Here is a 23,308-nt window from a genome sequence, read left to right as displayed (position 1 = left end):
CGGATCAGGACCGAGGGACCAGGGCCCGCCGTCTGATCAGGACCGACGGATCAGGAGCCGCCGAGCACCAGGTACGCCCCGAGCACCGCGACGGTCCCGACCACCCCGGTGCCGAGCGCCACCACGCGCCCCACGGGCGACCGTGTGCCGAGCACCCCGATGCCCAGGAGCGCCACCCCGACGACGATCTCGACGACCCAGGTGACGTGCCCCGTCGTCACGGCGACCTGCAGCAGCCCGCGGATCCCCTCCCCGACGAGCACCGCGGCCGTCACACCGAGCGCCCCCGCTCGCCACCGGGCATCGCGGGACCGCACCGCCACGGCGGCCGCTCCGGCCAGCAGCCCGGCCGGCACCCCGAGCAGCACCCAGGGGTTCGTGATCGACAGCACGTCGGGGAACCCGCGCAGGACCGTCGCGGCCCAGTACCCGACGTGCATGAGCTCGAGGAGCACGACGCCGAGCACCATCGCCAGCGGCAGGGCGACCCGGCCCCCTCGTACTCCGGCCACCAGGCACAGCAGCGCGGCGACGAGGAACCACGGTCCGGCCGAGTTCGACACGGCGGCGAGAGCGGGCACCGCCTGCCCGAACGAGGTCAGGACGCCCGCCAGGAACGCCCCGCTCAGCGCGATGGTGACCCGCACCACGGCGGGGACCGCCGCGGGCGGATCGACGGGCGTCGGCACAGCCGAGGGGGTTCCGGCGGACAGGGTGGCGTTCATGGCACCAGCCTCGCCGGATCCCACCGACGCCGCATCACCCCGAGGAGCGAGAACCCCCGACCGGACCTCACCCCGGAGGATGACCTCTCAGACCACCGCCGCCAACGACCCCCGCACGCCGCTCGACTCGCCGCCCACCCGTTCCCACGACCGCGACAGCACGTCGACCAACCGCCCCCGGTCGGCCGGGGCCATCGTGAACGGCACCCGCAGGAACCGCTCGAACCCGCCGTCCGGCCCGAACACCCCGCCCGAGGCCAGCACCACGCCCTCGGCCCGCGTGGCGAGCACGAGCGCGCTCGACACCGGCCGACCGAGACCCACCCACGTCGTCAACCCGCCCGCCGGTGCCGGGACGTCCCACTCCGGGAGCCGCGCCCGGAGCGCCCCCACGACCGCGTCGCGACCTTCGCGCAGGGACGCACGCCGCGCCTCCAGGACGGCCGCCGTCCGCGGGACCAGCTCGCGCACGACCAGCTGGTCGAGCACGGGGGTGCCGAGGTCGCCCGTCGGGCGGGCGAGCAGCAGCCGCTGCAGCAGCGCCGGGTCGGCGCGGATCCAGCCAATCCGCAGCCCGCCCCAGAACACCTTCGCGGCGGAACCGATCATCACGACCGATGCCCCCGACGGGTCCGCCGACGCCAAGGGCGGTGACGGCGATCCGTCGATCCGGAGCTCCCCCATCGTCTCGTCCGCGATGACGATCGTGCCGACCGAGGACGCGACCGACAGCAGGAGCTGGCGGGTCGACGCGGACATGGTCGCACCGGTCGGGTTGTGGAGCTCGGGCATGACGTACGCGACGGAGGGCGCGGTGCGACGCAGCGTCGTCTCGAGCGCGGCGGCGTCCCACCCCGTCCGCGCGTCGACGGGGACGCCGACCAGGCGGCCGCCGACCTCGCGGAAGGCCTCGTGCGCGTGCGGGTAGGTCGGGGACTCGACGAGCACGGCGTCGCCGCGGCGGACGAGCACCCGCGCGAGCAGGGCGATCGCGTGCTGCGCGCCGATCGTGACGATGACCTGGGTGGGCTCGGTCGGCAGTCCGCGCTCGGTGTAGCGCGCGGCGATCGCGGCGCGGAGGCCGGGGTCGCCGACGGTGTCGTAGCCGATCCCGGCGAGCGCCGCCGGGACGTGCCGGACCGCCCGCTCGACCGCCTCGTCGATGCCGGGGGCCGCGTGCAGGGCCGCCTTGCGCAGGTCGAGCAGGTCCCCCTCGACGACCCCGCCCAGGCGTTCGGGGTCGGGCCGGCCGACCAGGTCACGGGGCAGGTGGACCACGCTGCCGGAGCCACGGACGGACACCAGGAAGCCGTCGGAGCGCAGCCGGGCGTAGGCGTTCGCGACGGTGGTGCGCGAGACGCCGAGGGCCGCGGCCAGGCCGCGCTCGGCCGGCAGCCGGACACCCTGGGCGACCCGCCCGTCGATGACGAGGACCCGGAGGGCGTCGGCGAGCGCCTCGTACGCGGGCGCGTCGGTGCCGGCGCGCCAGTCGGTCAGCAGGTGGGAGGCGGCACGGGCACTGATCAGGACAGGGGGCACGGGTCCACGGTAGCGCGATTGGCTCTCGACCAGCAGGCCAATCTGTCGGGACGATGGCCACATGCCCCGCCGCACCGCCCGCACCCTGCGCTTCGTCCAGCTCCTCGTCGGACTGTTCCTCTACGGCGCCTCGACCGCACTGCAGGTCCGCGCGGTGGTCGGTGTGAGTTCGTGGACCGTGCTGACCCAGGGGCTCGAGAACGTCGTGCCGTGGTCGTTCGGCGTCATCACGGTGGTGTCGAGCGGCGTCATCCTGCTGCTGTGGATCCCGCTGCGCCAGAAGCCGGGCATCGGGACGCTGCTGAACGCCCTGGCGATCGGGCCGAGCGCCGACCTGGTGCTCTGGCTCATGCCGGAGCCGTCCGGACTGCTCGCCCGGATCGCCCTGTTCGCCGCGGGCCTGGCGCTGCTCGCCGTCGCGACGGCGTTCTACATCGGAGCGGGGTTCGGCACCGGCGCGCGTGACGGCCTGATGGTCGGGCTGCACGAGCGCTTCGGCTGGCCACTCTGGCTCGCGCGCACCCTGGTCGAGGTGTCGGTCGTCATCGTGGGCTGGGTCCTCGGCGGGAACGTCGGCGCCGGCACCGTCGTCGCCGCCTTCGCGATCGGCCCGATGGTCCAGCCGCTCATGCCGCACTTCCGCCGGTTCCCGTGGAGCCCCGAGCGCACGGCAGCAGCGCCCGCTCCGAGCGTCGCCGCACCGGCCCGGGAGGCCCGCCCCACCCCCGACACGCCCGCTTCGTGAGCAGGAACGGTCGGGTCCACGACCCCGACCCGACCATTCCTGCTCACGATCCCGCGCGACCCCTTGCGGCGGCGCGGAACGCGATATAGCGTGATCAGCACAGACGCGATACATCGCGAGTTCCAGGAGGCAACATGGCGCAGGAGAAGTGGCTCGTCGACGAGCCCAAGGTCATCGACACCGGCATCGTGCGCACCGTGCGTGTCGGCCTCGTCGGCGGGCAGGTGGACGTCGTCGCACACGACGAACCCACGGCCCGGGTCGAGATCCACAGCGTGTCCGGCAAGCAGATGCTCATCGAGGTCGACGGCGACACCCTCACCGTCGACCACCCCCAGGTCCGGTGGGACGACCCCATCGGGTTCCTGAAGTCCTTCCGCGGCAAGGCCCACGCCGACGTCAGCATCCTGGTCCCCCGCGACGCCGGCATCACGCTCGGTGTCGTCTCGGCCGGTGCACTGCTGTCCGGCACGAACCGCGGGGCGACGCTCAACACGGTGTCCGGCGACCTGGTCGTCGACGGCGTCGCGGGTGACGTCACGGTCAACGCCGTCTCGGGAGCCACCACGATCCGCGACCTCGACGGCGCGCTCGCGGTGCACACCGTCTCCGGCGACGTCGTGGCCACCGGCGAGATCCCGCGGTTCCAGGCCGACGGCGTCTCGGCCGACGTCGTGCTCGACCTGCACGAGGTCCCCGAGTCCGCCCGCGTCAACACGGTGTCCGGGTCGGTGAGCGTCCGCCTGGCGGACGGCGTCGCCTACAAGTGCACGGTGAACACCGCGACCGGCAAGCTGCAGTTCGACGACGCCGAGATCCGCGGGGTGCGCGGTTCGTACGTCAAGCAGGGCGGCGAGCTGTCCGGCCAGTGGCTCGACCTGCGGGTGAACTCGGTCTCCGGCGACATCGCCGTGCTGCACGCCCCGCCGGTCGCCGAGCCGACACCCCCGACGACGCCGACCACGCCGCCGACCACCCCGACGAACGAGAGCGAGGTGCCCGAATGAGCCCCGTCTTCGCCCACGGCCACCTGCGCCTCTACCTGCTCGTCCTGCTGGCCGACCACCCGATGCACGGCTACGAGCTCATCCAGGCACTCGGGGACCGCTTCGGCGGCACCTACGTGCCGAGCGCCGGCACCGTCTACCCTCGGCTCGCCAAGCTCGAGGACGACGGACTGGTCACGAAGACCGCCGACGGCCGCAAGACCGTCTACGCGATCACGGACGCCGGCCGTGCCGAGCTCGCGGCGCGTGCCGACGAGATCGCCGCGGTCGAGTCCGGCGTGAGCGACTCGGTCAAGTCGTTGGCCGACGGCGTGCGCGCCTCGGTCGGCGAGGCCATGCGGTCGCTCCGTGCCGACCTGGCCGCCGCCGCCGAGAGTCCGGCGACCGGTTCCGCCGAGGAGCCCGTGTCCGTGCCGTCGGACAGCGCCCGCGCCCTGCGCGAGCTCGAGATGGCCCTGTCGTCGTTCCGGCAACAGGTGCGCGCGGACCTGCGCCGTCGAGCGACCCGCGGGACGCTCGGTGCGGACACCGTGACGCGTCTGCGTGACGGCCTGGAGGCGCTGCGCAAGTCGCTCTGACCGCCGGCGGCCGACAGGCGGTGGCGACCAGGGCCTCCCGGCCGTCGTCCGCACCGTCTGTCGGCCCGCTGCGTGCGGGGGCGCCGCCGACGCATCAGGAAGCCGGCAGCCGTGTCGGCGGGAAGCCGGCGAACGCGTCGGCCGCCGTCAGGTCCTCCCCGCGTTCGACGCGCGCCACGGTGGTGCGCACGGCCGCGAGCTGCCGGGCCAGTCGGTCCCGTTCGTGCTCGAGCCACGTCAGGTGTGCCGTGAGCGCCGCGACGTCGTCGGCCTCGTCGTCGAGTCGTCGCGCGATCGCGGGCAGCCCGAGTCCGAGCCCGCGCAACAGCAGGATGCGCTGCAACCGGACGAGCGCACGGTCGTCGTAACGCCGGAGCCCGCCCGCGCCGACGGCCGTGGCCGGCAGCAGCCCGACGGCCTCGTAGTGCCGCAGGGTCCGACTCGACACACCGGCGGAACGCGCCATCTCGGTGATGGCGTGGGGAGCTTTCGCAGCTGCGCCGTCCGGGCCTGTCGATGCGCTCATGCTGGCGACTGTAGTGCTTGACGCCGCGTCAACTGCAAGGGGTGTACGACACCCAGGGTGGAGCGCCCGCAGCCGACCGGGAATGTGCGGCAGGCGAACCGTGTTGACTCGCGCCCGGAACTGAGTAGGTTTGCCGCTCGTGACGAACGAGATCCGGTCGTTGAAAGCGCGACTGATCGGGGATCCCCTCCCCTCCGAGAAGCTCGAAGGACAGCTCCTCCCGAAGCACCTGGCCCTGCCGATCTTCGCGAGTGACCCACTGTCCTCTGTCGCGTACGCGCCGCAGGAACTCCTGATGATCCTGCTGCTCGGCGGCATGGCCTTCCTGACGTTCGCACCGTGGGTCGCCGCACTCGTCGTGCTGCTGCTCGTGGTCGTCGTCGCCTCGTACCGGCAGCTCATCAAGGCGTACCCGTCCGGCGGCGGCGACTACGAGGTGGCGCACCGGAACCTCGGCGAGAAGGCCGGGCTGGTCGTCGCGAGTGCGCTGCTCGTCGACTACGTGATGACGGTGGCCGTGTCGGTCGCCTCCGGCGTCGACAACATCATCTCGGCGCTCCCGATGCTCGACCACTTCCGCGTCGAGCTCGCGCTGCTGTTCGTCGTGCTGCTCGCCGCCGCCAACCTGCGCGGTGTGCGGGAGTCGAGCAAGGCGTTCGCGATCCCGACCTACCTGTTCGTGGCGAGCGTCTTCGTGATGGTCGTGACCGGGCTCGTCCGGGTGGCCGCCGGCAACGCCCCGGTCGCCGAGTCCGCGGCCTACACCGTGCAGAACGTCGAGCACACCACGCAGGCGGCGTTCATCCTGCTGCTCCTCCGCGCCTTCGCCTCGGGGTGCTCGGCCCTGACCGGCGTCGAGGCCATCGCCAACGGCGTCCAGGCGTTCCGCCGTCCGAAGATCAAGAACGCGCAGGCCACCCTGGTCGCCATGGGCGGCATCGCGATCGTCCTGTTCGTCGGGCTCATCACCCTGGCGCTCGTGTCGCACGTGCACTACGCCGAGCGCGCCTGCGACCTGCAGGGCTTCGCGAACTGTGCCACCACGCCGCAGCGCTCGCTCATCGCGCAGATCGCGGCCGCGACCTTCGGCAACAACTCGGTGCTGTTCTTCGTGATCCAGGCGACGACGGCCGCAGTCCTGCTCCTCGCGGCGAACACGGCCTTCAACGGGTTCCCGCTGCTCGGCTCGATCCTGGCGCGCGACTCGTACGCCCCGAAGGCGCTGTCGACCCGCGGCGACCGGCTCATCTACTCGAACGGCGTCATCGTCCTGGCCCTCGTCGCCGCGGCGCTGCTCGTGGTCTACCGGGCGAACGTCACGAGCCTGATCCAGCTCTACATCATCGGCGTCTTCGTGTCGTTCACGCTCGGGCAGACGGGCATGGTCGTGCACTGGACGCGGCTGCTGCGGGCAGACCGGGACGGGACGGTGCCGGCGGGTGACCCTGCCGTGAACCGTGGGCAGGTCGTCCGTTCCCGCACGATCAACGCGATCGGTGCGACCTTCACCCTCGTGGTGCTCGTCATCGTCACGATCACGAAGTTCACCCACGGCGCCTGGCTCGTGTTCCTGATCATGCCGGTGCTGTACGTGCTCATGCTCGGCGTGAACCGCTACTACCGCGACGTCTCGCACGAGATCGAGGCCGACGTCGAGACGAAGTTCGGCGCCACCGGGGACCACGCCATCGTCCTGGTGAACAAGCTGCAGAAGCCCGTGCTCAAGGCGCTCGACTACGCGGTCGCCGCCGAGCACGCGAGCATCGAGGCGGTGCACGTCGCGATCGACGACGCCGAGTCCCAACGCCTGCGCGACCAGTGGGCGGAGTACGGCATCCAGGTGCCACTGACGATCGTGCCGAGCCCGTACCGCGACATCTCGATGCCCCTGATCAAGTACATCAAGGCACACCGGGCCGAGCACGGATCCGAGGTCGTCACCGTCTACACCCCGATCTTCATCGTCGGGCACTGGTGGGAGGGCCTGCTCCACAACCACCGCGGCCGCCGCATCCGCAAGAAGCTGCTGCTCGTGCACGGCGTCACCGTGGCCCTGGTGCCGTGGCTGCTCGACTCGTCCGAGCTGCTGTACGGCCGCCGTTCCCGCCCGCTGCCCGGCCAGGAGCGCCGCGGCGAGCCCGTCCGGCCCCCGCTCCGCCGCCCGGCGCAGCCCGGGTCGTCGGCCGAGGCCGCAGCCGAGGACCGCCTCCTCCGGTCCGCCGAGCGCAACAGCATCCAGCCGCGCCGCGCGACCCGTCCGGCCGGCCCCGCCGACGGCGTCGACCCCGCACTCTGCACGGGCGAGATCCACGCCCTCGTGCCCTCCCCGCCGCGACGGGGAGCCGACGAGTCGTAGCATGTGGCCCCATGACCATCAGTGACCTGCGGACGTTCGCCACGTTCGACGGACACGGCGGCAAGGTCTCGAAGCGCGTCGAGGTGCTCGACCACGAGCCGCCGGCCGGCAGCCCGCTCGAAGGACTCGTCGCCGTGCGTGGCGAGCACCCCCTCGGCGCGCGCGACGAGCGCGCCGCCGACGAGTCCGCCGCGCTCTCCCGCGGCGTCCCGAGCGTCGGCTGGGTGGACCCGGCCGCGCTCCGCGACTGGTACCGCCCGGACCGCGTCGTGCTCACCCGGCTCGAGGCGCGGCAGTCCGGCATCGAGCCCGGTGTCTACGCCGATTCCCGTGGGCGCGGTCGCGTCCGGATCGACGGCCTGGAGGCCCACCTCGCCCCCGACGGTCGGCCCGCCTTCCGCGCACTGGCCGGCCCCACCGCCGAGCCCGTCGTCGACGTGCCGCTGCCGACCGACCAGGCCGTCCGCCTGGTGGCGGTGACCGCGGTCGACGAGGGACTCGAGGTCGTCACCGCTCCGGTGTCACCGTTCCTGCAGCCCGGAGAGCACCCGGCGTACGGCGACGACGTGGTCGGGTTGCCGCCACGTCCGGCGAGCGGCCGGGTCCGGGTCACGGCGTCGGTGCTCCTCGACGGCGAGCTGCACGAGGTCGACCGGATCGACGAGCGTGCGGCGACCATCTGGATCCGGCGGGCCGACCGCGTCGTGCCGATCGCCACGAGTGCCGTCGGGCCCGATCTGGTGCGGTACGCGGCGGCGGCCGTCTGAGCCGCTTCGACGCGGATGCGTGCCGGTGTGCACTGTGCCGCCCCGGTGCAGATGTGGACCGCTGTGCGCGGCGGACCGCTCTCCCGCTGTGCCGCTTCGGGGGACGCCGCTGCTGCGTGTCGTGACGGGGGTGCGGCGTACCGTCGCCGACATGAGTGACGCAGACCGCGACCAGCAGCAGACCCCGGACGCACCGATCCAGGGCGAGACCCTCGGCGGCCCCCGACCCGACCCCTCCACCGACGCGAGCAAGGACCCCGAGCAGTGGGTCACCGGCGACGAACCGATGACCGGACCGCAGCGCAGCTACCTCGACACCCTGGCCCGTGAAGCCGGCGAGGAGCTCCCCGCCGACCTCACCAAGGCGCAGGCGTCGGAGCACATCGACCGCCTCCAGCAGCAGACCGGCCGCGGCGCCGATTCCTGAGGAGCAGTCCGCCCTTCGGCGGACCGCTGTCTGGACATGCTCTGGGCATGTTCTGGCGAAGCGCGGTCAGTCCCCTGTTCGAGGACGATCGATGACGCGTCACCGGCTACCTTCGTGGCCATGCGAACGACATCGACCTCCATCGGCCTGACCGCGCTCCGCATCGTCCTCGGGGTGGTGTTCATCGCCCACGGCGCCCAGAAGTTCGCCCAGGGCATCCCCAACGTGGTGCAGGGCTTCTCGGGCATGGGCGTCCCCCTCGCCGAGGTCGCAGCACCCCTCGTCGCCGGCCTCGAGCTCGTCGGCGGCATCCTGCTCGTGCTCGGCGTCGCGACCCGCGTCGTCGGTGTGCTCCTGGCCGTCGACATGGTCGTCGCTGGGTTCCTGGCGCACGGCACCTCGGGCTTCTACTCGCAGGACGGCGGGTTCGAGTACGTGCTCGTCCTCGCCGTGGCGTCGCTCGCCGTGGCGCTGACCGGGCCCGGGCGGTTCTCGCTCGACGCCATGGTGCTCAAGTCCTCGCGCCGTCGTCGTGGCGTCGAGGAGCCCCTGCCCGCCTGAGCCGCGCGTTTCAGTCCGTCCGGTGCGAGGTTCCGTCGCCCGTGCGAGCTCAAGAGGCCCGCACCGGGAACGGAACCTCGCACCGTTCATGCGGTCCCTCGCACCGTGCGATGGACCGCGCGGCCGCTCAGGCCGCCAGCGCGTCCACGACCTGGCGGGCGATGCGTCGGCCAGCCCGGTTCGCACCGATGGTCGACGCCTGGGGCCCGTAGCCGGCCAGGAACAACCGCGGCTCCTCGGTCGACCGGCCGTCCTCGACCACCACCCCGCCCGCCGTGGTCCGCAGGTGCAGCGGTGCGAGGTGCCGCAGGTCGGCGCGGAACCCGGTCGCCCAGATCACGGCGTCGGCGTGCACGTGGGTGCCGTCCGCCGTCACCACGCCGGTCTCGTCCATGCGCGTGAACATCGGCTCGTCACGCAGCACGCCGCGGTCGATGCCGGCACGGATCCGTCGCGACACCGGGACCCCGGTGCCGCTGACGATGCTCGGCAGGACCTCGCCAGCACGGGCGGCCCGGTCCTGTTCGTCGACGGCGGCCACCGCGGACTCGACGTCGAGCGACGCGCTCCCGGCCCAGACCATCGGGCGCCGGGTGAACCACCGGGTCGAGCGGGCGACGCCGTCGAGTTCGAGCAGGAACCCGATCGCGCTCGTCCCACCGCCCACCACCACGACGTCCTGGCGAGTGAACTCGGCGGCGCTGCGGTACTCGGTCGTGTCGATCTGGCGTCCGCGGAACACGTCGCGGCCCGGGTACCACGGCACGAACGGGGTGCCCCACGTGCCGGACGCGTTCACCACGACCTCGGCACGGATGCGCGTGACGGTGCCGTCGGCGCTCCGGGTCGTGACGCACAGCCCGCCGTCCGCCGGGGCGTCGCGTGCCACGCCGCCGTCGCCGTGGATGCGTGAGACGGACGTCACCGTGACCGGGCGCCGCACCCGCAGGTCGTAGTGCTGCTCGAACCGCCGGTAGTACTCACCGACGACGTCCCGCGCGGGTCGTGACCGGTCGGCGTCGTCGAACTCCAGCCCCATCGCGCGCATGCCGGGCAGGTCGTGCACCCGGTGCGCCGCCCCGAGCCGCAGGGCCTCCCACCGGAACTGCCACGCCCCACCGGTGCTCGGCGCGCGGTCGAGGATCACCAGGTCGCTGCCGGGGACGAGCCCGAGGCGACGCAGGTGGTATCCCACCGAGAGCCCCGCCTGCCCCGCACCGATCACCACCACGCGGGCGTGCTGGTCGACCGGGGTCTCGAGGGGTTCCGTCATCACTTCGATTCTGCTGTGCGGGCCAGCCGTCGCGCGACGTCCAGATCGAGGTACATGGTAGAGTGATCGGCAGATTTCAAACCACGAACCGTCTGGTTCCCCGAGTGATCCTCCGTCATTCGCCAGGACCGGACCAGAGCCGAACGAGGGGGTCACGCATGGGGCGCGGCCGTCAGAAGGCGAAGCACACCAAGGTCGCCCGCGAGCTGAAGTACTTCAGCCCGCAGACGAACTACGGTGCGCTCGAGCAGGAGCTCTCCGCCGGACAACACTCCGACGAGGACTACGTCGACCGTTGGGCGGACCAGTACGGTCCGGAATCGGCGGAAGACGAAGACGAGTTCGAGACCCAGGCAGACCAGAACAAGTCCGCCTGACCTCTCTCGCAGTGACGCCGCGCAGCCCTCGGGCAGCGCGGCGTTTCCGCGTGCCCGGACACCTGTCGGAGCGCTCGGGTTCCGGCGGCGAGTGGTCACGACTCCCCGCGCGCACGACGCCGAGTGGTCAGGAACCGTCGGTTGCAGGCCCGCCAGGCGACGATTCGTGACCACTCACCGCACGCACCACGGCGCGGCACAGGACGGTGCGACCGCAGCCCCGCCCCGCAGCCGCCGAGCGGGTCAGCCCGCGTAGCTCCCGACGAGCCGGACCGCGCCGCCGTCGACACCCTTCGCGCCCTGCTCGAACCCGGTCAGGTCCCGCGCGGACGTGGCGATCGTGCCGACGGGCCACGTGGGCAGGCCGGCGGCACCGAGTGAGGCGATGACCTCGGCAGCGGCACCGGCCGAGACGACGGCGAACATGCCGATGCCCAGGTTCCAGGTGCCCTCGGTGTCCTCGATCGGGGTGCCGGCCATGTCGGCCAGGACCCGGAAGACGGGGAGCGGCTGCCAGGTGGAACGGTCGACCTCAACCCAGGAGCCGACGGGCAGCACGCGCGCCAGGTTCGCGGCGATGCCACCACCGGTCACGTGCGAGAGCGAGTGCACCGCGCCCGGGTGCTGCTCGAGGAGCGCCAGGAGCGGTGCGGTGTACAGGCGGGTCGGCTCGAGCAGGGCTTCGCCGACGGAGACCGCACCGCCGAACCCGACGCCGCTCAGCTCGGGCAGCTGGTCCGTGAAGCCGACGCCGCGCGACGCCAGGATGTGCCGCACGAGCGAGTAGCCGTTGGAGTGCAGGCCCGACGACTCGATCGCCAGGACCACGTCGCCGTCCTGCACCAGGTGCGCGCCGAGCTGCGCGTCGGCTTCGACGACACCCGTCGCCGCACCGGCCACGTCGTAGTCGTCCGGCCCGAGCAGCCCCGGGTGCTCGGCGGTCTCGCCGCCGACCAGGGCGGTGCCGGTCTCCGAGCAGCCGCGGGCGATGCCGGCGACGATGTCGGCGATCCGGCCGGGCACCACGCGACCGCACGCGATGTAGTCGGTCATGAACAGCGGCTTCGCGCCGACCACGACGATGTCGTCGACGACCATGCCGACCAGGTCCTGCCCGATGGTGTCGTGCTTGTCGATGGCCTGCGCGATGGCCACCTTGGTGCCGACGCCGTCGGTGGAGGTCGCGAGCAACGGGTGTGCGAAGTCCTTCAGGAACGAGACGTCGTAGAGCCCGGCGAACCCGCCGACGCCGCCGAGGACCGAGGAGTTGTGGGTGGCCGCGACCGCGGACTTCATGAGCTCGACGGCCAGGTCACCGGCAGCGGTGTCCACTCCGGCTTCGGCGTACGGGTTGGGCATGCGGAGTCCTTCGCGGTGACATGGCAGACTTGTTCGGTACCCCCCGATTCTACTGATCTGGAGCACACCCGCGAATGTGCGGCATCGTCGGCCTTGTTGCGCAGGGCCCAGCCAACCAATCCATCTACGACGCACTGCTCCTCCTGCAGCACCGCGGGCAGGACTCGACGGGCATCGCCACGGTCGAGGGCCACGTGCACCACATGCACAAGACCCGCGGGCACGTGCGCGAGGCGTTCCGCACCCGCGACATGCGTGCCCTCCTCGGCACCATGGGGCTCGGACACGTCCGCTACGCCACCAAGGGCGCCGCGACGAACGAAGAAGAGGCCCAGCCGTTCTACGTGAACGCGCCGTACGGCATCGTCCTCGTCCACAACGGCAACCTCACCAACACGCGGGAACTCACGCGTGAACTGTTCGACATCGACCGTCGGCACCTGAACACGACGAGCGACACCGAGCTCCTGGTGAACGTGCTGGCGCACGAGCTGCAGGGCCAGGTCCGCGGCGCGAACCTCGATCCGGGTCAGGTCTTCGACGCCGTCGAGCGCGTGCACGAGCGGGTCGAGGGCTCCTACGCCACGATCGCGACCATCGCCGGGCACGGACTGCTGGCCTTCCGCGACCCGTTCGGCATCCGCCCGCTGATCCTCGGGCACAAGTTCGACGAGGCCGGGCAGCCGGAGTGGGTCGTCGCGAGCGAGTCGCTCGTGCTCGAGTCCGGCGGGTACGAGATCGTCCGCGACATCGCCCCGGGCGAAGCCGTCTTCATCGAGATGAACGGCCAGATGCACGCCCGCCAGTGCGCGAAGAACCCGCGCCTGGTGCCGTGCTCGTTCGAGTACGTCTACCTGGCACGTCCCGACTCCGTGATGAACGGCATCTCGGTCTACGACGCGCGTCTGCGCCTCGGCAACCGCCTCGCCGACACCATCGAGCAGTACGCGCCGACCGGTGACATCGACGTGGTCATGCCGATCCCGGACTCGAGCCGTCCGGCGGCGATGCAGGTCGCCCGGAAGCTCGGCATCGAGTACCGCGAGGGCTTCTACAAGAACCGCTACGTCGGCCGCACCTTCATCATGCCGGGGCAGGCGGAGCGCAAGCGTTCGGTGCGCCAGAAGCTCAACGCGATGTCGTCCGAGTTCAAGGGCAAGAACATCCTGATCGTCGACGACTCGATCGTCCGTGGCACCACGAGCCGCGAGATCGTCGAGATGGCCCGGGCGGCCGGCGCGAACGAGGTCACGTTCACGAGCGCTGCTCCCCCTGTCCGGTTCCCGCACGTCTACGGCATCAACATGCCGACCCGTGCGGAGCTCATCGCGCACGACCGGAAGATCCCAGACATCAACCGCGTGCTCGGCAGCGACCACCTGATCTACCAGGAGGTCGGGGACATGCGGGACGCCATCATCGAGGGCTCGGACGTGACCGACCTCGAGATGAGCTGCTTCACGGGCGAGTACGTCACGGGCACCGTGAGCCCGGAGTACCTGTCCTGGGTCGAGGCGAACCAGCTCAGCTAGGCCGCGCCCGAGGCGCGACCAGCAGACGGACAGGAGGCCCGTGGCGACACCGCCACGGGCCTCCTGTCCGTCAGGCGCTCGCGGCTACGGCCGCTGGTCACCGTGGTCGTCGAGTTCGCCGTCGACCGTCTCGGGCGGCAGTTCGACCTCGACGCGCTCCGCCGTCAGGCGGGCCGACCGCCGGGCGTAGACCCGGTCGAACACGACGGCGACGACCGCACCGACGAAGGCGCCGATCGTGACACCCCACAGGCTGAAGTAGCCGACCAGGCTGCCGAAGCTCGTCTGGTCCCGCTGGCCGCCGAGGTTCATGGTGAGGGCGACCACGACGAGGGTCGCGAGGAACCCGAGCACGGCACCGCCGACGATGAACACGCCGAACTTCGGTGCACGGCGGATGGTGACCTCGTCGGGGCTGGCGACCGCGCTGGGAGCCGGCGCCGGCGTGGGAAGCGGCTGCTCGTCGGGTTGATCGGTGGTGCTCACCTGTCCATTGTCCCCCACTGTGGGACGTCCCGCGGCCTGTGCGCGGCGGTCGTTCCGGGAGAGGATGGTCGCTACTGGTCGGTATCCCAAGCGGAGGAGGTGTGTCGGATGCGCGAACGAACCGCACCCGCTCGCCGACGCCGACCGGCCGCACCCGCCCGCGTGGCCTGGCCCGTCGCGCAGCGCGCGGAAGAGGACCGCGCCGTCGCCGTCGTCGCCGAGCACCGGTGGAGCGTCGCGCTCGTCGGTGCCCCCGGCATCGGCAAGAGCACCGCCGCGGCGCGGGTCACCGACCGCGTCGCCGGTCGCGACGGCACCGGCCGCACGGTCGTCGTGCCGATCACGGCGGTCGCCGCGAGTCGGTCGATGCCCTTCGGCGCCGTCGCCGAGCGCTTCGGCGAGCTGCCGGCGTCCATCTCGGAGCTGTCCGACGACACCGGTGCCGAGCAGCACTTCCGGGCGATCGAGGACCTCGTCGACCGCGACGTGCTGCTCCGCGTCGACGACGCCGACCACCTCGACGCGATCTCCGCGCGGTACGTCGCCTGGCTGGTCCGCCGACAGGGTGCCCGGCTCGTCCTGACCTGTCGCGACTTCACGGCGCTCCCCGAGCCGCTCCGCGCGCTGTGGCAGGACGACCTGCTCGAGCGCATCGACCTGCAGCCACTCGCGCTGCACGAGACCGCCGCGCTCGTGGCCGAGGCGCTGGGCTCGCCGCTCGAGAACGCTTCAGCCGAGCGCGTCCACCGCGCCACCGCCGGCAACCCGCTGTACCTGCGCGAGGTGGTCCGTGCGGCGCGGGTCTCCGGCGCCCTCGACCACACCGCGACCGGGTGGTACTGGCGCGGGCGGGTGACCGCGTCGGACAGCCTCGCCGACATGTACCGCACGGAACTCGGTTCGCTGCCGGAGGACCTGCGCGACGTCGTCGACATCGTCGCCCTCGCCGACCCCATCCCGCTCGCCCGCCTGCTCGGCCTGGTCAGCGGCGGGGACGTCGACCGGGTCGTCGCGCTCGGCCTGGTCCGGATCGACTCGCTCGAGGACGGCGCCGCGGTCGTCCGGCCGTCGCACCCGCTCGTCGGCGAGGTCATCCGGACCCTGGTGCCGGTCGCCCGACGCACGGCACTCTTCGCCCGCGCGAACGCGTTCCGCACCGACCGTCCCGAGGGCGCACCGCCTGCGGCACGTCTGCGTGCCGCGCTGTGGTCGCTCGAGTGCGGCGTCCTGCCGTCGGTCGACCAGCTGCTCGACGCGGCGCAGGTCGCCGTGCGGCTGCAGGAGCACGAGAGCGGGATCGCCCTGGCCTCGGCGGCGCTCCGCACGACGCTCACGCCGACCGAGCAGGTCACGGCGCACTGCCTCCGCTCGCTCGCGTACTCGTACTCGGACGGCCGTGAGGCCGGCCGCGCCGACGCCGAAGCGGCCTGGGGTGTGGCGAAGCGGCACGTCGGCGGCGTCACCGACGAGGCCGTCATCGAGGCGTGCGAGACCCTGGCGAACATCCGTCAGTTCCACGACGACGACGTCGCTGCGGCGGTCGCCCTGGCCGATGCCGCCACACGTCTGGTGGTGTCCGACGAGGCCGTCGAACGGCTGCGGCTGCTGCGGATGGCGCACCAGGGGTGGGGCGGGGACTTCGCCGAGGTCAGAGCCGAGATCGAGCGCAGCGGCATCGTGCACGCCCCGACGATGCCGATGTCGTTCCTCGCCGTCGCACCGTGCGCCGTGATGGCGTTGGCGACCGCCGGCCGCCTGGACGACGCGTCCGCGCTCGGTCGCCGTGCCCTGGCCACCGCGGTGGCGCACGTCGAGGCAGCACCGTGGAGCGTCGGCGAGAACTCCTCCGTCCTGCACCAGGTGCAGATGTGGCGCGGCGACCTGGACGACCTGATCACCGAGGTGCCGGCGGGCCGGTCCAGCCCGTACCTGAAGTACGACTTCACGCTCGAGCTCATCGGTCAGGGCAACCTGGCGATCGCGCAGCGCCGCTGGGACGACGCCGTCGCCGCGTTCTCGGCGGCGTGCGAACGCTACGACATCGCCGACCACGGCGGGTTCGCGGCCTACCCCTGGGCGCGGCTGGCCCTGGCGCTCGCGTACGGCGGACGACCGGAAGAAGCCTCCAACGCGCTCGAACGTGCCCGGACCACGCCCCAGCGGGCGATGCGGATCACCGGCGAACAGGTCGCCGTGTCGATCGCCTGGACCGAGGCCGTGCTCGGCAACCCGGCCGGGCTGCAGCACGCCGACGACATCATCGAACGCAGCACGGCCAACGGCTCGTGGACGCACGTCATGTACGGGTACGCGCTGCACCACGCGGTCGGCATGCTGCAGGGGCGCGACTCGGCGTCCTCGCTCGACCGGATGCGCGAGGCCGCGACCCGCGTCGACGGCCCGCTCGCAGCCGCGGTCATCGAGTACGCCGACGCCGTCCGCGCCGACGACCGGACGCGGGTGATCGCGGCGCAGGGCGTGCTCGCGGCGCACGGCATCTCGGTGACCGCCGGGCGCTCGAAACCACCGCTGACCAAGCGCGAGTACGAGGTCGCCGAGCTCGCCGCGCAGGGGTTGAGCAACCGGCGGATCGCGGAGTCCCTCGGGCTGTCGACGCGGACGATCGACGCGCACCTGTCGCGCGTCTTCGCGAAGTGGGACCTGCACGCGCGGTCGGAGCTCAGCGAACTGCTCTGAGGTGCTCGGCGTTCGGCATCGGCTGTCGCGCACGCAAGAACGTTGCGGATTGCAGCACGACGCGCCGCTGCGATTGACACGTTGTGTGGAACATCGCGTACCTTGGTGCCTGTCGCCGGGTTCGGACCCGTTCGGGTCGGGTCCGAATCCCGGCGACTTCAAGCTTAGGAACCGAGTCGATGCGGGCGCATCGGTAGGGACTACCTAATTCGCGCGGGGCTTCTCCGCGGATGGCCCCGCCACGTGCGGCCCGGTGCCGGCGGTTCGCCGGGTCAGGCGCCGGGGGTGGGCAGCCGGACCGGCAGGAACGCCGTCAGGTCGGCGCGCGAGCCCGAGGCACTGACGCGCGACTGCGCGACCGCCTCGGCCCAGGTCAGCTCGCCGGACGCGAGTGCCAGCCACGTGGTGGCATCGGTCTCGACCACGTTCGGCGGCGTGCCACGGGTGTGCCGGGGTCCCGGCACGGCCTGGACAGCGGCGAACGGCGGCACCCGCACCTCGACGCTGTTGCCCGGGACCTCGTCCGCCAGGCACTGCAACGTCCACCGCACCGCGGTCGCGACGGCCGGTCGAGCCGTCTCCCCACGACGCACGGCGGCAAGTGCCGCGCGCCCGTCGGCGTCCTCGATCCTCCTGGGTGGCATCTCCACAGGCTAGCCCTCGCATCGCGGGCGGCGAGTCGGGCTGGGTAGGGTGATCGGGTGCGAATCCTCGTCCTCGGTTCCGGTGCCCGCGAGCACGCGATCATCACGGCCCTCCTCGCTGAGCATGCGGGTCACGTCATCACGGCAGCGCCCGGCAACGCCGGCATCGCCGCCGACGTCGAGACCGTCTCCCTCGACCCCACGAACGGCGCGCTCGTCGCCGAGTACGCGATCGAGAACGACGTCGAGCTCGTCGTCGTCGGCCCCGAGGCCCCGCTCATCGCCGGTGTGGCCGACCCGGTGCGCACCCGCGGCATCCCGGTGTTCGGGCCGGGCAAGGCCGCCGCGCAGCTCGAGGGCTCGAAGGCGTTCGCCAAGCGGATCATGGGCGAGGCCGGTGTGCCCACCGGGCGTCCGGTCTACGCGGGCACGGCGGACGAAGCCGTCGCCGCGATCGACGAGCTCGGCGCCCCGTACGTGGTCAAGGCCGACGGGCTCGCCGCAGGCAAGGGCGTGCTCGTGACCGACGACCGCCAGGCCGCGATCGACCACGCCACCTACTGGCTCCAGCACGGACACGTCGTGGTCGAGGAGTTCCTCGACGGCGAAGAGGTCTCGTTGTTCTTCCTGAGCGACGGGCACGACGTCCGCGCGCTCAGCCCCGCGCAGGACTACAAGCGCCTGGCCGACGGTGACCTCGGACCGAACACCGGCGGCATGGGCGCGTACTCGCCGCTGCCGTGGCTCGCCGACCGCTGGCCGTCCGAGCAGGCCTTCGTCGACGAGGTCACGGAGCTCGTCGCGCTGCCGACCGTCCGCCGCCTCGAGCACGAGGGCACGCCGTTCGTCGGGCTCCTGTACTGCGGCCTCATCGTCACCGAGCAGGGCGTCCGTGTGATCGAGTTCAACGCTCGCTTCGGCGACCCGGAGACGCAGGTCGTGCTCCCCCGCCTGGCCACGCCGCTCAGCGAACTCCTGCTGGCCGCCGCCACCGGGCAGCTCGGCGCGGTGCCCGCACCCGTGTTCCACGACGAGGTCGCCGTGACCGTCGTCCTGGCGAGCGAGGGCTACCCGGAGAACCCGCAGACCGGTCGACCGATCACCGGCATCGACGACGCGAACGCCCGCGACGGCGTCTCGGTCGCGCACGCCGCCACCGGCGTCCTCGACGACACGCTCGTGGCCACGGGTGGCCGGGTGCTCAGCGTCGTGGCGACCGGGTCGGACTTCGCCCAGGCCCGCGAGCGTGCCTACGCCGGGCTCGGGGACATCACGCTCGACGGCGCACAGTTCCGCACCGACATCGCCGCGAAGGTCGCGAAGTGACCGCCGCCGCCCCGATCGCCGGCTGGCGGCACGTCTCGTCCGGCAAGGTGCGCGAGCTCTACGTGCCCGAGGGCACCGCCGACCTGGCGAGCGCGTCCGAGCTGCTGCTCGTCGCCTCGGACCGGGTCAGCGCGTACGACTTCGCGCTCGAGCCGCCGATCCCGGGCAAGGGCGAACTGCTGACCCGCCTGTCGCGGTTCTGGTTCACCCAGCTGAGCGACGTCCCGAACCACATCATCGGCCCGTCCTCCGGTGGTACCCCGGTACCCGCCGAGGTGGAGGCACGGTCGATGCACGTCATGCCGCTGAGGATGTTCCCCGTCGAGTGCGTCGTGCGCGGGTACTTGGTCGGCAGTGGCTGGGCCGAGTACCAGGAGACCGGCAGCGTGTGCGGCGTCCCGCTCCCCGCCGGGCTGTCCAACGGTGACCGCCTGCCGGAACCGATCTACACGCCGGCGTACAAGGCAGCCCAGGGCGAGCACGACGAGAACATCTCGTACGAGCAGACCGTCGACCTGGTCGGTGCCGAGACCGCGGCCACCCTGCGCGAGCTCTCGCTGCACGTCTACACCGAGGCCGCGGCCATCGCCCTCGAACGGGACGTCGTGATCGCGGACACGAAGTTCGAGTTCGGGCAGGACGCCACAGGCCGGATCCGCATCGCCGACGAGGTCCTGACGAGCGACTCCAGCCGCTACTGGGACGCCCGCTCCGCCGACCGCACCGACTCGTTCGACAAGCAGATCGTGCGGGACTGGCTCAGCGCGCACTGGGACCGTCAGGGCACGCCACCGGTGCTGCCGGACGAGATCGTCGAGCGCACGGCTGCGCGGTACGCCGAGCTGATCGAGCGCCTCGGCGCCTGACGCCGCGCCCACCGGCGCCTACCGGTGCTGGCGGTGCTGGCAGCGCCTGTCCAGCGGTCACGACACCCCGCTCCGGTCCAGCGACCGGTCACGAACCGTCGCCCGAGGCCCCGCCGACCGACGGTTCGCGACCACTCGGCGGCCGACGCACGACACGTCGCGACCACTCGGCGCGCGACGCCCGCAGACGGTTCTCGACCGCTCGACCGCTCAGGCCTCGAGCGCCTCGACGGCGTCCCGCGCCACCACGACGACGGTCAGGTCGTCGCCCGGGTCGTGCTCGGCGACGCGTGCGCGCACCCGCTGCAGGAACGTCTCGACGTCCGGGGACTCCCGGTACAGGGCCCCGAGCTCCGACAGCGCCGCGAGCGTGGAGTCCCAGAGCTCGAGCGCGCCGTCGGTCACGACGATGAGCACGTCACCGGGCCGGAGCACGAGCGACCCGGCGGCGCGGGGCATCCCGGCGGGGTGCAGCCCGATCGGCAGGTCCGACGACCGCAGGATCCGCTCGGCCCCGTCGTCACGGAGCTGCAGCACGAGCCCGTGGCCGGCGTCGGCGAAGTCGAGGCGCCCGGTGGACGGGGTCAGCCGACCGTGGAACATCGTCGCGAAGGACTCGGCGCGGCTGAGCTCCGGGGCGACCTGCGCCTCGAGCTCGGCGACTGCGGTGCCCGGGTCCTGGTCGCCGCGGGCGAGCAGGCCTCCGCGGATGTTCGCGGCGAGGAGCCCAGCGGACATCCCCTTGCCCATGACGTCCGACACGGTCAGGTGGATCGAGTCCTCGCCGGAACGGTGCCAGTCGTGGAAGTCGCCGGAGACGAGCCCGTGCGGGATCGACATCCCCGTGATCCGGTACCCGGGAACCTGCACCTCGGCCGGCTGCAGGCCCCTGAGCACGGTGCGCAGGCGGTCCTCGTCGGCTCCGGCCAGGAGCTCGCGCTCCGCCCAGATGCCGAGTTCCTGCAGCAGCTCGAGCTCGCCGGCGTCGAGGGTGCGCGGCTCGGGGTCGATCAGGCAGAGCGTGCCGATCTTCAGGTCGTCGTCGCCGGCACGGAGTCCGACACCGGCGTAGAACCGGACGTTCGGGTCGCCGACCACCATCGGCAGGTCCGCGTACCGGGCGTCCACCCGGGCATCGGGGACCACCACGGGCCCCTGCTGGCCCAGGGTCCGTCCGCAGAAGGTGTCCTGCAGCGGGATGACCGGGCCGAAGGCCGCGTCGCTCTGCTGCGACTTGATCGTCAGCGTGGTCTCGCCGGCCAGGTTCAGGAACGAACCGGAGACCCCGCGGGTCTCACGCGCGATCCGGGTGATCCGTTCGAACCGTTCCTCGACGCCACCGTCGACCAGGTCGAGTGCCGCGATCAGGGCCGCTCGCCGGACGGCATCGACCCCGGTCGGCGCGGGCACGGACGTCGCGGTTTCCGGCTGCATGCTCCCACGGTAACGCGCTGAACGGACAGGGCCTGGCCCCAGTCCGGAGGGCGCAGTTCCTCGGGCGCGGCGGCGTACCCTGGTCGTCGTGCTCCGAGTCGTCCCCGCAACCGTCCTCGGCGTGGCCGCGCTCCTGGCCCTCGCCGGCTGTGGCGCCCACGACTCCACCGGCCAGGTGTCGGTCACGGTGTCGTCGAACGCCGCCGACCACCCCTACGAGGTCAAGGTGTTCGCCTCGAGCGGCAAGCTCTCCGAGCACCAGCGGGTGTTCCCGGGCGGCACGGCCGACTTCGCGGGTGTCCCCCTCGGCCAGGTCACGGTCCGCGCCGGCGACCTCTGTCCGCAGACGACCAAGGTGTCCGACGGCACGGTCGCGACGGTCACCCTGACCACGACGGGCTGCTGACACCACCCGCCACCACGACCGGCCGCTGACCCCCGCCCGTCACCCCGACGACGGGCTGCCGGCCCCCTCCGCCACCAGGTGCTCCACCCGCGGCTCGCCCGCGACCTCGCGCACCGACTGCAGGGTCCGCGCGTCGTCCCCGGTCTGCCGGACCTCGTGCTGGTCGACGTGCTCCTGCCACGACCCCACCCGGAACGCCTCCACCCAGGCGTCCGGCCCGGACGCCGCGTCCCGGTACAGGTTCCAGTCACGGGCGCCGGTCCGCCGACGGCTCCGCCCGAGCCGCTCGGCACGCGCCCGGAACTCGTCGACCGCATCCGTCGGCACCGTCCAGTGCAGCAGGACGAGGGTCTCCCCCGTCGCCGCGCCGTGGTCGTCCGCCACGAACACCTCGTCGCCGAACGGCATCGGCGTCACGGCGCGCTGCCGGTCGGTGAGCACCGGGAACCCGGACACGAGCAGCAGCGCGGCGCTGAGCGCGGTGACGACCCCGGCGCCGGCGAGCACCCCCGTCACCCCGAGCGGCGTGGCGACGGCTCCGGCGAGCGCCGCACCGATGGCGGTGCAGCCGAAGAGCACGAGCTGGTAGGCGGCGAGCCCGCGGGTCCGGACCCAGGCGGGCAGGAACGCCTGCACGGTGCCGTTCAGCGTCGTCACCACGGCGATCCAGGCCACCCCGCCGACCAGCAGCGCGACGAGCACGACCGGCAGCACGGGGACGAGCGCGACGACCGCGGTGCAGACGCCGAACACCACCGAGGCGATCCCGACCGTACGGCCGATGCCGAGCCGCGCACGGACCGCCGGCATCAGGAACGCCCCGCCGACGGATCCGATGCCGACGGCGGCGAGCAGCAGTCCGTACCCACCGGAGGACAGGCCGAGCGGGCCGTCGGCGACGAGTGGCAGGAGTGCCCACAGCGCGTTCGCGGGCACCATGAAGACGGCGAGCTGCACGAGCAGCCGGCGGACGACCGCCGCGTGCAGGACGTACCGCAGCCCGGCGCGGGTGGCGTCGATGAACGGTTCGGCCCGCGTCTCGGGGCGCTGGTACCCACGCCAGGCGACGAGCACCACCAGGAAGAGCGCGAACGACAGCGCGTTCGCGGCGAACACGAACGGCACGCCCAGCTGCGCGATCACCACCCCGGCGAGCGCCGGTCCGATCGCCCGAGCGACGTTGACGCCGACGGAGCTGAGCGCCGCGGCGTCGGTGATCGCGGCACGCGGCACGATCTCGGGCACGAGCGCCTGGTACGCGGGCAGCTGGAGCGCCGAGGCGGTACCGAGCAGGAACGTGACGGTGAGCAGGAGCGCCGGGGTCATGTCGCCGGTCGCGGTGAGCACGGTCATCACGACGCCGACGACCACCTGGAACGCCTGCACGCCGATGAGCAGCCGCCGCCGGTCGACGAACTCGCCGATGACCCCGGCGGGGATCCCGACGAGCAGCACCGGCAGGCTCGACGCGGTCTGCACGAGGGCGACGACGACGGGTGCGGCGTGCTCGTCGACGAGCAGCCACTGCGCGCCGACGGTCTGCATCCAGCTGCCGATGTTGCTCACGAGCACCGCGATCCACAGGGCGCGGAAGACCGGGATCGCGAGCGGCGCCAGGGCGCCGCCGCGGGGTGCGGGGGTGGTGCGTTCCGTGGTCACGTCGCCTCCTGGGGTGGA

At 72.5% G+C, this 23,308-nt stretch carries 22 protein-coding genes; 13 read left to right on the top strand and 9 right to left on the bottom strand.

The genetic code is table 11. The annotated features are described in order from the left end of the window. Positions 1-50 precede the first annotated feature (50 nt). Positions 51-725 carry a DUF6518 family protein gene (locus OE229_RS05945; RefSeq protein ID WP_262136938.1) on the bottom strand — a complete coding sequence of 225 codons (675 nt, stop codon included), beginning with the start codon at positions 723-725 and terminating at the stop codon, positions 51-53. Between the two features lie 87 nt (positions 726-812). After that, positions 813-2,264, bottom strand: a complete 1,452-nt coding sequence (gene yczR / locus OE229_RS05940; RefSeq protein ID WP_262136937.1) for a MocR-like transcription factor YczR — start codon at positions 2,262-2,264, stop codon at positions 813-815. Between the two features lie 61 nt (positions 2,265-2,325). On the opposite strand from yczR, the gene yczE reads away from it, so the two are divergent. The 3 genes from yczE (at position 2,326) to OE229_RS05925 (ending at position 4,594) form a co-directional block, all read left to right on the top strand. After that, positions 2,326-3,009, top strand: a complete 684-nt coding sequence (gene yczE, locus OE229_RS05935) for a membrane protein YczE (protein WP_262136935.1) — start codon at positions 2,326-2,328, stop codon at positions 3,007-3,009. A 134-nt stretch (positions 3,010-3,143) separates the two neighbouring features. After that, positions 3,144-4,016: a DUF4097 family beta strand repeat-containing protein gene (locus OE229_RS05930; protein WP_259580430.1), complete on the top strand. Its 873-nt coding sequence runs from the start codon at positions 3,144-3,146 to the stop codon at positions 4,014-4,016. Then, positions 4,013-4,594 carry a PadR family transcriptional regulator gene (locus OE229_RS05925; RefSeq protein WP_027465044.1) on the top strand — a complete coding sequence of 194 codons (582 nt, stop codon included), beginning with the start codon at positions 4,013-4,015 and terminating at the stop codon, positions 4,592-4,594. Before OE229_RS05930 ends, OE229_RS05925 begins: the two co-directional genes overlap by 4 nt. 94 nt (positions 4,595-4,688) lie before the next feature. On the opposite strand, the gene OE229_RS05920 is transcribed toward OE229_RS05925, so the two are convergent. Continuing rightward, positions 4,689-5,120, bottom strand: coding sequence for a MerR family transcriptional regulator (locus tag OE229_RS05920; protein WP_209133123.1), 432 nt, complete (start codon positions 5,118-5,120; stop codon positions 4,689-4,691). Between the two features lie 130 nt (positions 5,121-5,250). On the opposite strand from OE229_RS05920, the gene OE229_RS05915 reads away from it, so the two are divergent. The 4 genes from OE229_RS05915 to OE229_RS05900 all read left to right on the top strand — a co-directional run bounded on the left by OE229_RS05915 (position 5,251) and on the right by OE229_RS05900 (position 9,231). After that, entirely contained in the window at positions 5,251-7,476 is a 2,226-nt protein-coding gene (locus OE229_RS05915) for an APC family permease (protein ID WP_262136931.1), read from the top strand. An 11-nt stretch (positions 7,477-7,487) separates the two neighbouring features. Continuing rightward, positions 7,488-8,243 (top strand): hypothetical protein, encoded by a 756-nt coding sequence (locus OE229_RS05910; protein ID WP_182064699.1) that lies wholly within the window; start codon positions 7,488-7,490, stop codon positions 8,241-8,243. A gap of 151 nt (positions 8,244-8,394) precedes the next feature. After that, the gene (locus OE229_RS05905; RefSeq protein WP_017886246.1) at positions 8,395-8,670 is read left to right on the top strand and encodes a DUF3072 domain-containing protein; all 276 of its coding nucleotides are present in this window, start codon (positions 8,395-8,397) and stop codon (positions 8,668-8,670) included. Between the two features lie 120 nt (positions 8,671-8,790). Then, positions 8,791-9,231, top strand: a complete 441-nt coding sequence (locus OE229_RS05900) for a DoxX family protein (protein WP_262136928.1) — start codon at positions 8,791-8,793, stop codon at positions 9,229-9,231. Positions 9,232-9,358: 127 nt separating this feature from the next. On the opposite strand, the gene OE229_RS05895 is transcribed toward OE229_RS05900, so the two are convergent. Beyond that, a complete protein-coding gene (locus tag OE229_RS05895) occupies positions 9,359-10,504 on the bottom strand; it encodes an NAD(P)/FAD-dependent oxidoreductase (protein WP_262136926.1) in 1,146 nt (381 codons plus the stop codon). A 158-nt stretch (positions 10,505-10,662) separates the two neighbouring features. Here OE229_RS05895 and OE229_RS05890 point away from each other — a divergent pair, with 158 nt between their 5' ends. Then, entirely contained in the window at positions 10,663-10,881 is a 219-nt protein-coding gene (locus OE229_RS05890; RefSeq protein WP_262136924.1) for a DUF3073 domain-containing protein, read from the top strand. Between the two features lie 243 nt (positions 10,882-11,124). Here the strand turns inward: OE229_RS05890 and purM are convergent, their stop codons facing one another. Next, complete coding sequence (gene purM / locus OE229_RS05885) at positions 11,125-12,240, bottom strand: phosphoribosylformylglycinamidine cyclo-ligase (RefSeq protein ID WP_182064695.1); 1,116 nt, start codon at positions 12,238-12,240, stop codon at positions 11,125-11,127. A gap of 74 nt (positions 12,241-12,314) precedes the next feature. On the opposite strand from purM, the gene purF reads away from it, so the two are divergent. Next, positions 12,315-13,772, top strand: a complete 1,458-nt coding sequence (gene purF / locus OE229_RS05880; RefSeq protein WP_042539088.1) for an amidophosphoribosyltransferase — start codon at positions 12,315-12,317, stop codon at positions 13,770-13,772. An 84-nt stretch (positions 13,773-13,856) separates the two neighbouring features. Here the strand turns inward: purF and OE229_RS05875 are convergent, their stop codons facing one another. Continuing rightward, on the bottom strand, positions 13,857-14,258 hold the full coding sequence (locus tag OE229_RS05875) for a hypothetical protein (protein WP_262136922.1): 402 nt from the start codon (positions 14,256-14,258) through the stop codon (positions 13,857-13,859). Between the two features lie 108 nt (positions 14,259-14,366). Between OE229_RS05875 and OE229_RS05870 the strand changes: the two genes are divergently transcribed. Further along, complete coding sequence (locus OE229_RS05870; protein ID WP_262136920.1) at positions 14,367-16,955, top strand: helix-turn-helix transcriptional regulator; 2,589 nt, start codon at positions 14,367-14,369, stop codon at positions 16,953-16,955. A gap of 272 nt (positions 16,956-17,227) precedes the next feature. Here OE229_RS05870 and OE229_RS05865 read toward each other — a convergent pair whose 3' ends face one another. Beyond that, the gene (locus tag OE229_RS05865; RefSeq protein ID WP_209133113.1) at positions 17,228-17,599 is read right to left on the bottom strand and encodes a sterol carrier family protein; all 372 of its coding nucleotides are present in this window, start codon (positions 17,597-17,599) and stop codon (positions 17,228-17,230) included. A 57-nt stretch (positions 17,600-17,656) separates the two neighbouring features. Between OE229_RS05865 and purD the strand changes: the two genes are divergently transcribed. Both purD and OE229_RS05855 read left to right on the top strand, forming a co-directional pair. Beyond that, positions 17,657-18,925, top strand: coding sequence for a phosphoribosylamine--glycine ligase (gene purD / locus OE229_RS05860; protein WP_182064693.1), 1,269 nt, complete (start codon positions 17,657-17,659; stop codon positions 18,923-18,925). Continuing rightward, entirely contained in the window at positions 18,922-19,791 is an 870-nt protein-coding gene (locus OE229_RS05855) for a phosphoribosylaminoimidazolesuccinocarboxamide synthase (protein WP_182064692.1), read from the top strand. Before purD ends, OE229_RS05855 begins: the two co-directional genes overlap by 4 nt. 210 nt (positions 19,792-20,001) lie before the next feature. On the opposite strand, the gene OE229_RS05850 is transcribed toward OE229_RS05855, so the two are convergent. After that, positions 20,002-21,225, bottom strand: coding sequence for a PP2C family protein-serine/threonine phosphatase (locus tag OE229_RS05850; protein WP_262136915.1), 1,224 nt, complete (start codon positions 21,223-21,225; stop codon positions 20,002-20,004). Positions 21,226-21,313: 88 nt separating this feature from the next. On the opposite strand from OE229_RS05850, the gene OE229_RS05845 reads away from it, so the two are divergent. Next, on the top strand, positions 21,314-21,631 hold the full coding sequence (locus OE229_RS05845) for a hypothetical protein (RefSeq protein WP_262136914.1): 318 nt from the start codon (positions 21,314-21,316) through the stop codon (positions 21,629-21,631). A 39-nt stretch (positions 21,632-21,670) separates the two neighbouring features. Here the strand turns inward: OE229_RS05845 and OE229_RS05840 are convergent, their stop codons facing one another. Then, positions 21,671-23,290: an MFS transporter gene (locus tag OE229_RS05840; protein WP_262136912.1), complete on the bottom strand. Its 1,620-nt coding sequence runs from the start codon at positions 23,288-23,290 to the stop codon at positions 21,671-21,673. Positions 23,291-23,308: the final 18 nt, after the last annotated feature.

The sequence above is a fragment of the Curtobacterium poinsettiae genome (genome assembly GCF_025677645.1).
In the GTDB taxonomy this organism is placed as follows: domain Bacteria; phylum Actinomycetota; class Actinomycetes; order Actinomycetales; family Microbacteriaceae; genus Curtobacterium; species Curtobacterium poinsettiae_A.
Note: the sequence above shows the minus strand (reverse complement) of the source record. Positions and strands in the feature narration are given on the sequence as shown.

Bases quoted from the DNA above. Each gene is read 5' to 3' on its own strand.
- OE229_RS05865 (WP_209133113.1), bottom strand. From the start codon at position 17,599: ATGCCACCCAGGAGGATCGAGGACGCCGACGGGCGCGCGGCACTTGCC.
- OE229_RS05900 (WP_262136928.1), top strand. From the start codon at position 8,791: ATGCGAACGACATCGACCTCCATCGGCCTGACCGCGCTCCGCATCGTC.
- OE229_RS05870 (WP_262136920.1), top strand. From the start codon at position 14,367: ATGCGCGAACGAACCGCACCCGCTCGCCGACGCCGACCGGCCGCACCC.
- purF (WP_042539088.1), top strand. From the start codon at position 12,315: ATGTGCGGCATCGTCGGCCTTGTTGCGCAGGGCCCAGCCAACCAATCC.
- yczE (WP_262136935.1), top strand. From the start codon at position 2,326: ATGCCCCGCCGCACCGCCCGCACCCTGCGCTTCGTCCAGCTCCTCGTC.
- OE229_RS05945 (WP_262136938.1), bottom strand. From the start codon at position 725: ATGAACGCCACCCTGTCCGCCGGAACCCCCTCGGCTGTGCCGACGCCC.
- OE229_RS05930 (WP_259580430.1), top strand. From the start codon at position 3,144: ATGGCGCAGGAGAAGTGGCTCGTCGACGAGCCCAAGGTCATCGACACC.
- OE229_RS05895 (WP_262136926.1), bottom strand. From the start codon at position 10,504: ATGACGGAACCCCTCGAGACCCCGGTCGACCAGCACGCCCGCGTGGTG.
- OE229_RS05905 (WP_017886246.1), top strand. From the start codon at position 8,395: ATGAGTGACGCAGACCGCGACCAGCAGCAGACCCCGGACGCACCGATC.
- OE229_RS05925 (WP_027465044.1), top strand. From the start codon at position 4,013: ATGAGCCCCGTCTTCGCCCACGGCCACCTGCGCCTCTACCTGCTCGTC.
- OE229_RS05920 (WP_209133123.1), bottom strand. From the start codon at position 5,120: ATGAGCGCATCGACAGGCCCGGACGGCGCAGCTGCGAAAGCTCCCCAC.
- OE229_RS05890 (WP_262136924.1), top strand. From the start codon at position 10,663: ATGGGGCGCGGCCGTCAGAAGGCGAAGCACACCAAGGTCGCCCGCGAG.
- OE229_RS05910 (WP_182064699.1), top strand. From the start codon at position 7,488: ATGACCATCAGTGACCTGCGGACGTTCGCCACGTTCGACGGACACGGC.
- OE229_RS05850 (WP_262136915.1), bottom strand. From the start codon at position 21,225: ATGCAGCCGGAAACCGCGACGTCCGTGCCCGCGCCGACCGGGGTCGAT.
- purM (WP_182064695.1), bottom strand. From the start codon at position 12,240: ATGCCCAACCCGTACGCCGAAGCCGGAGTGGACACCGCTGCCGGTGAC.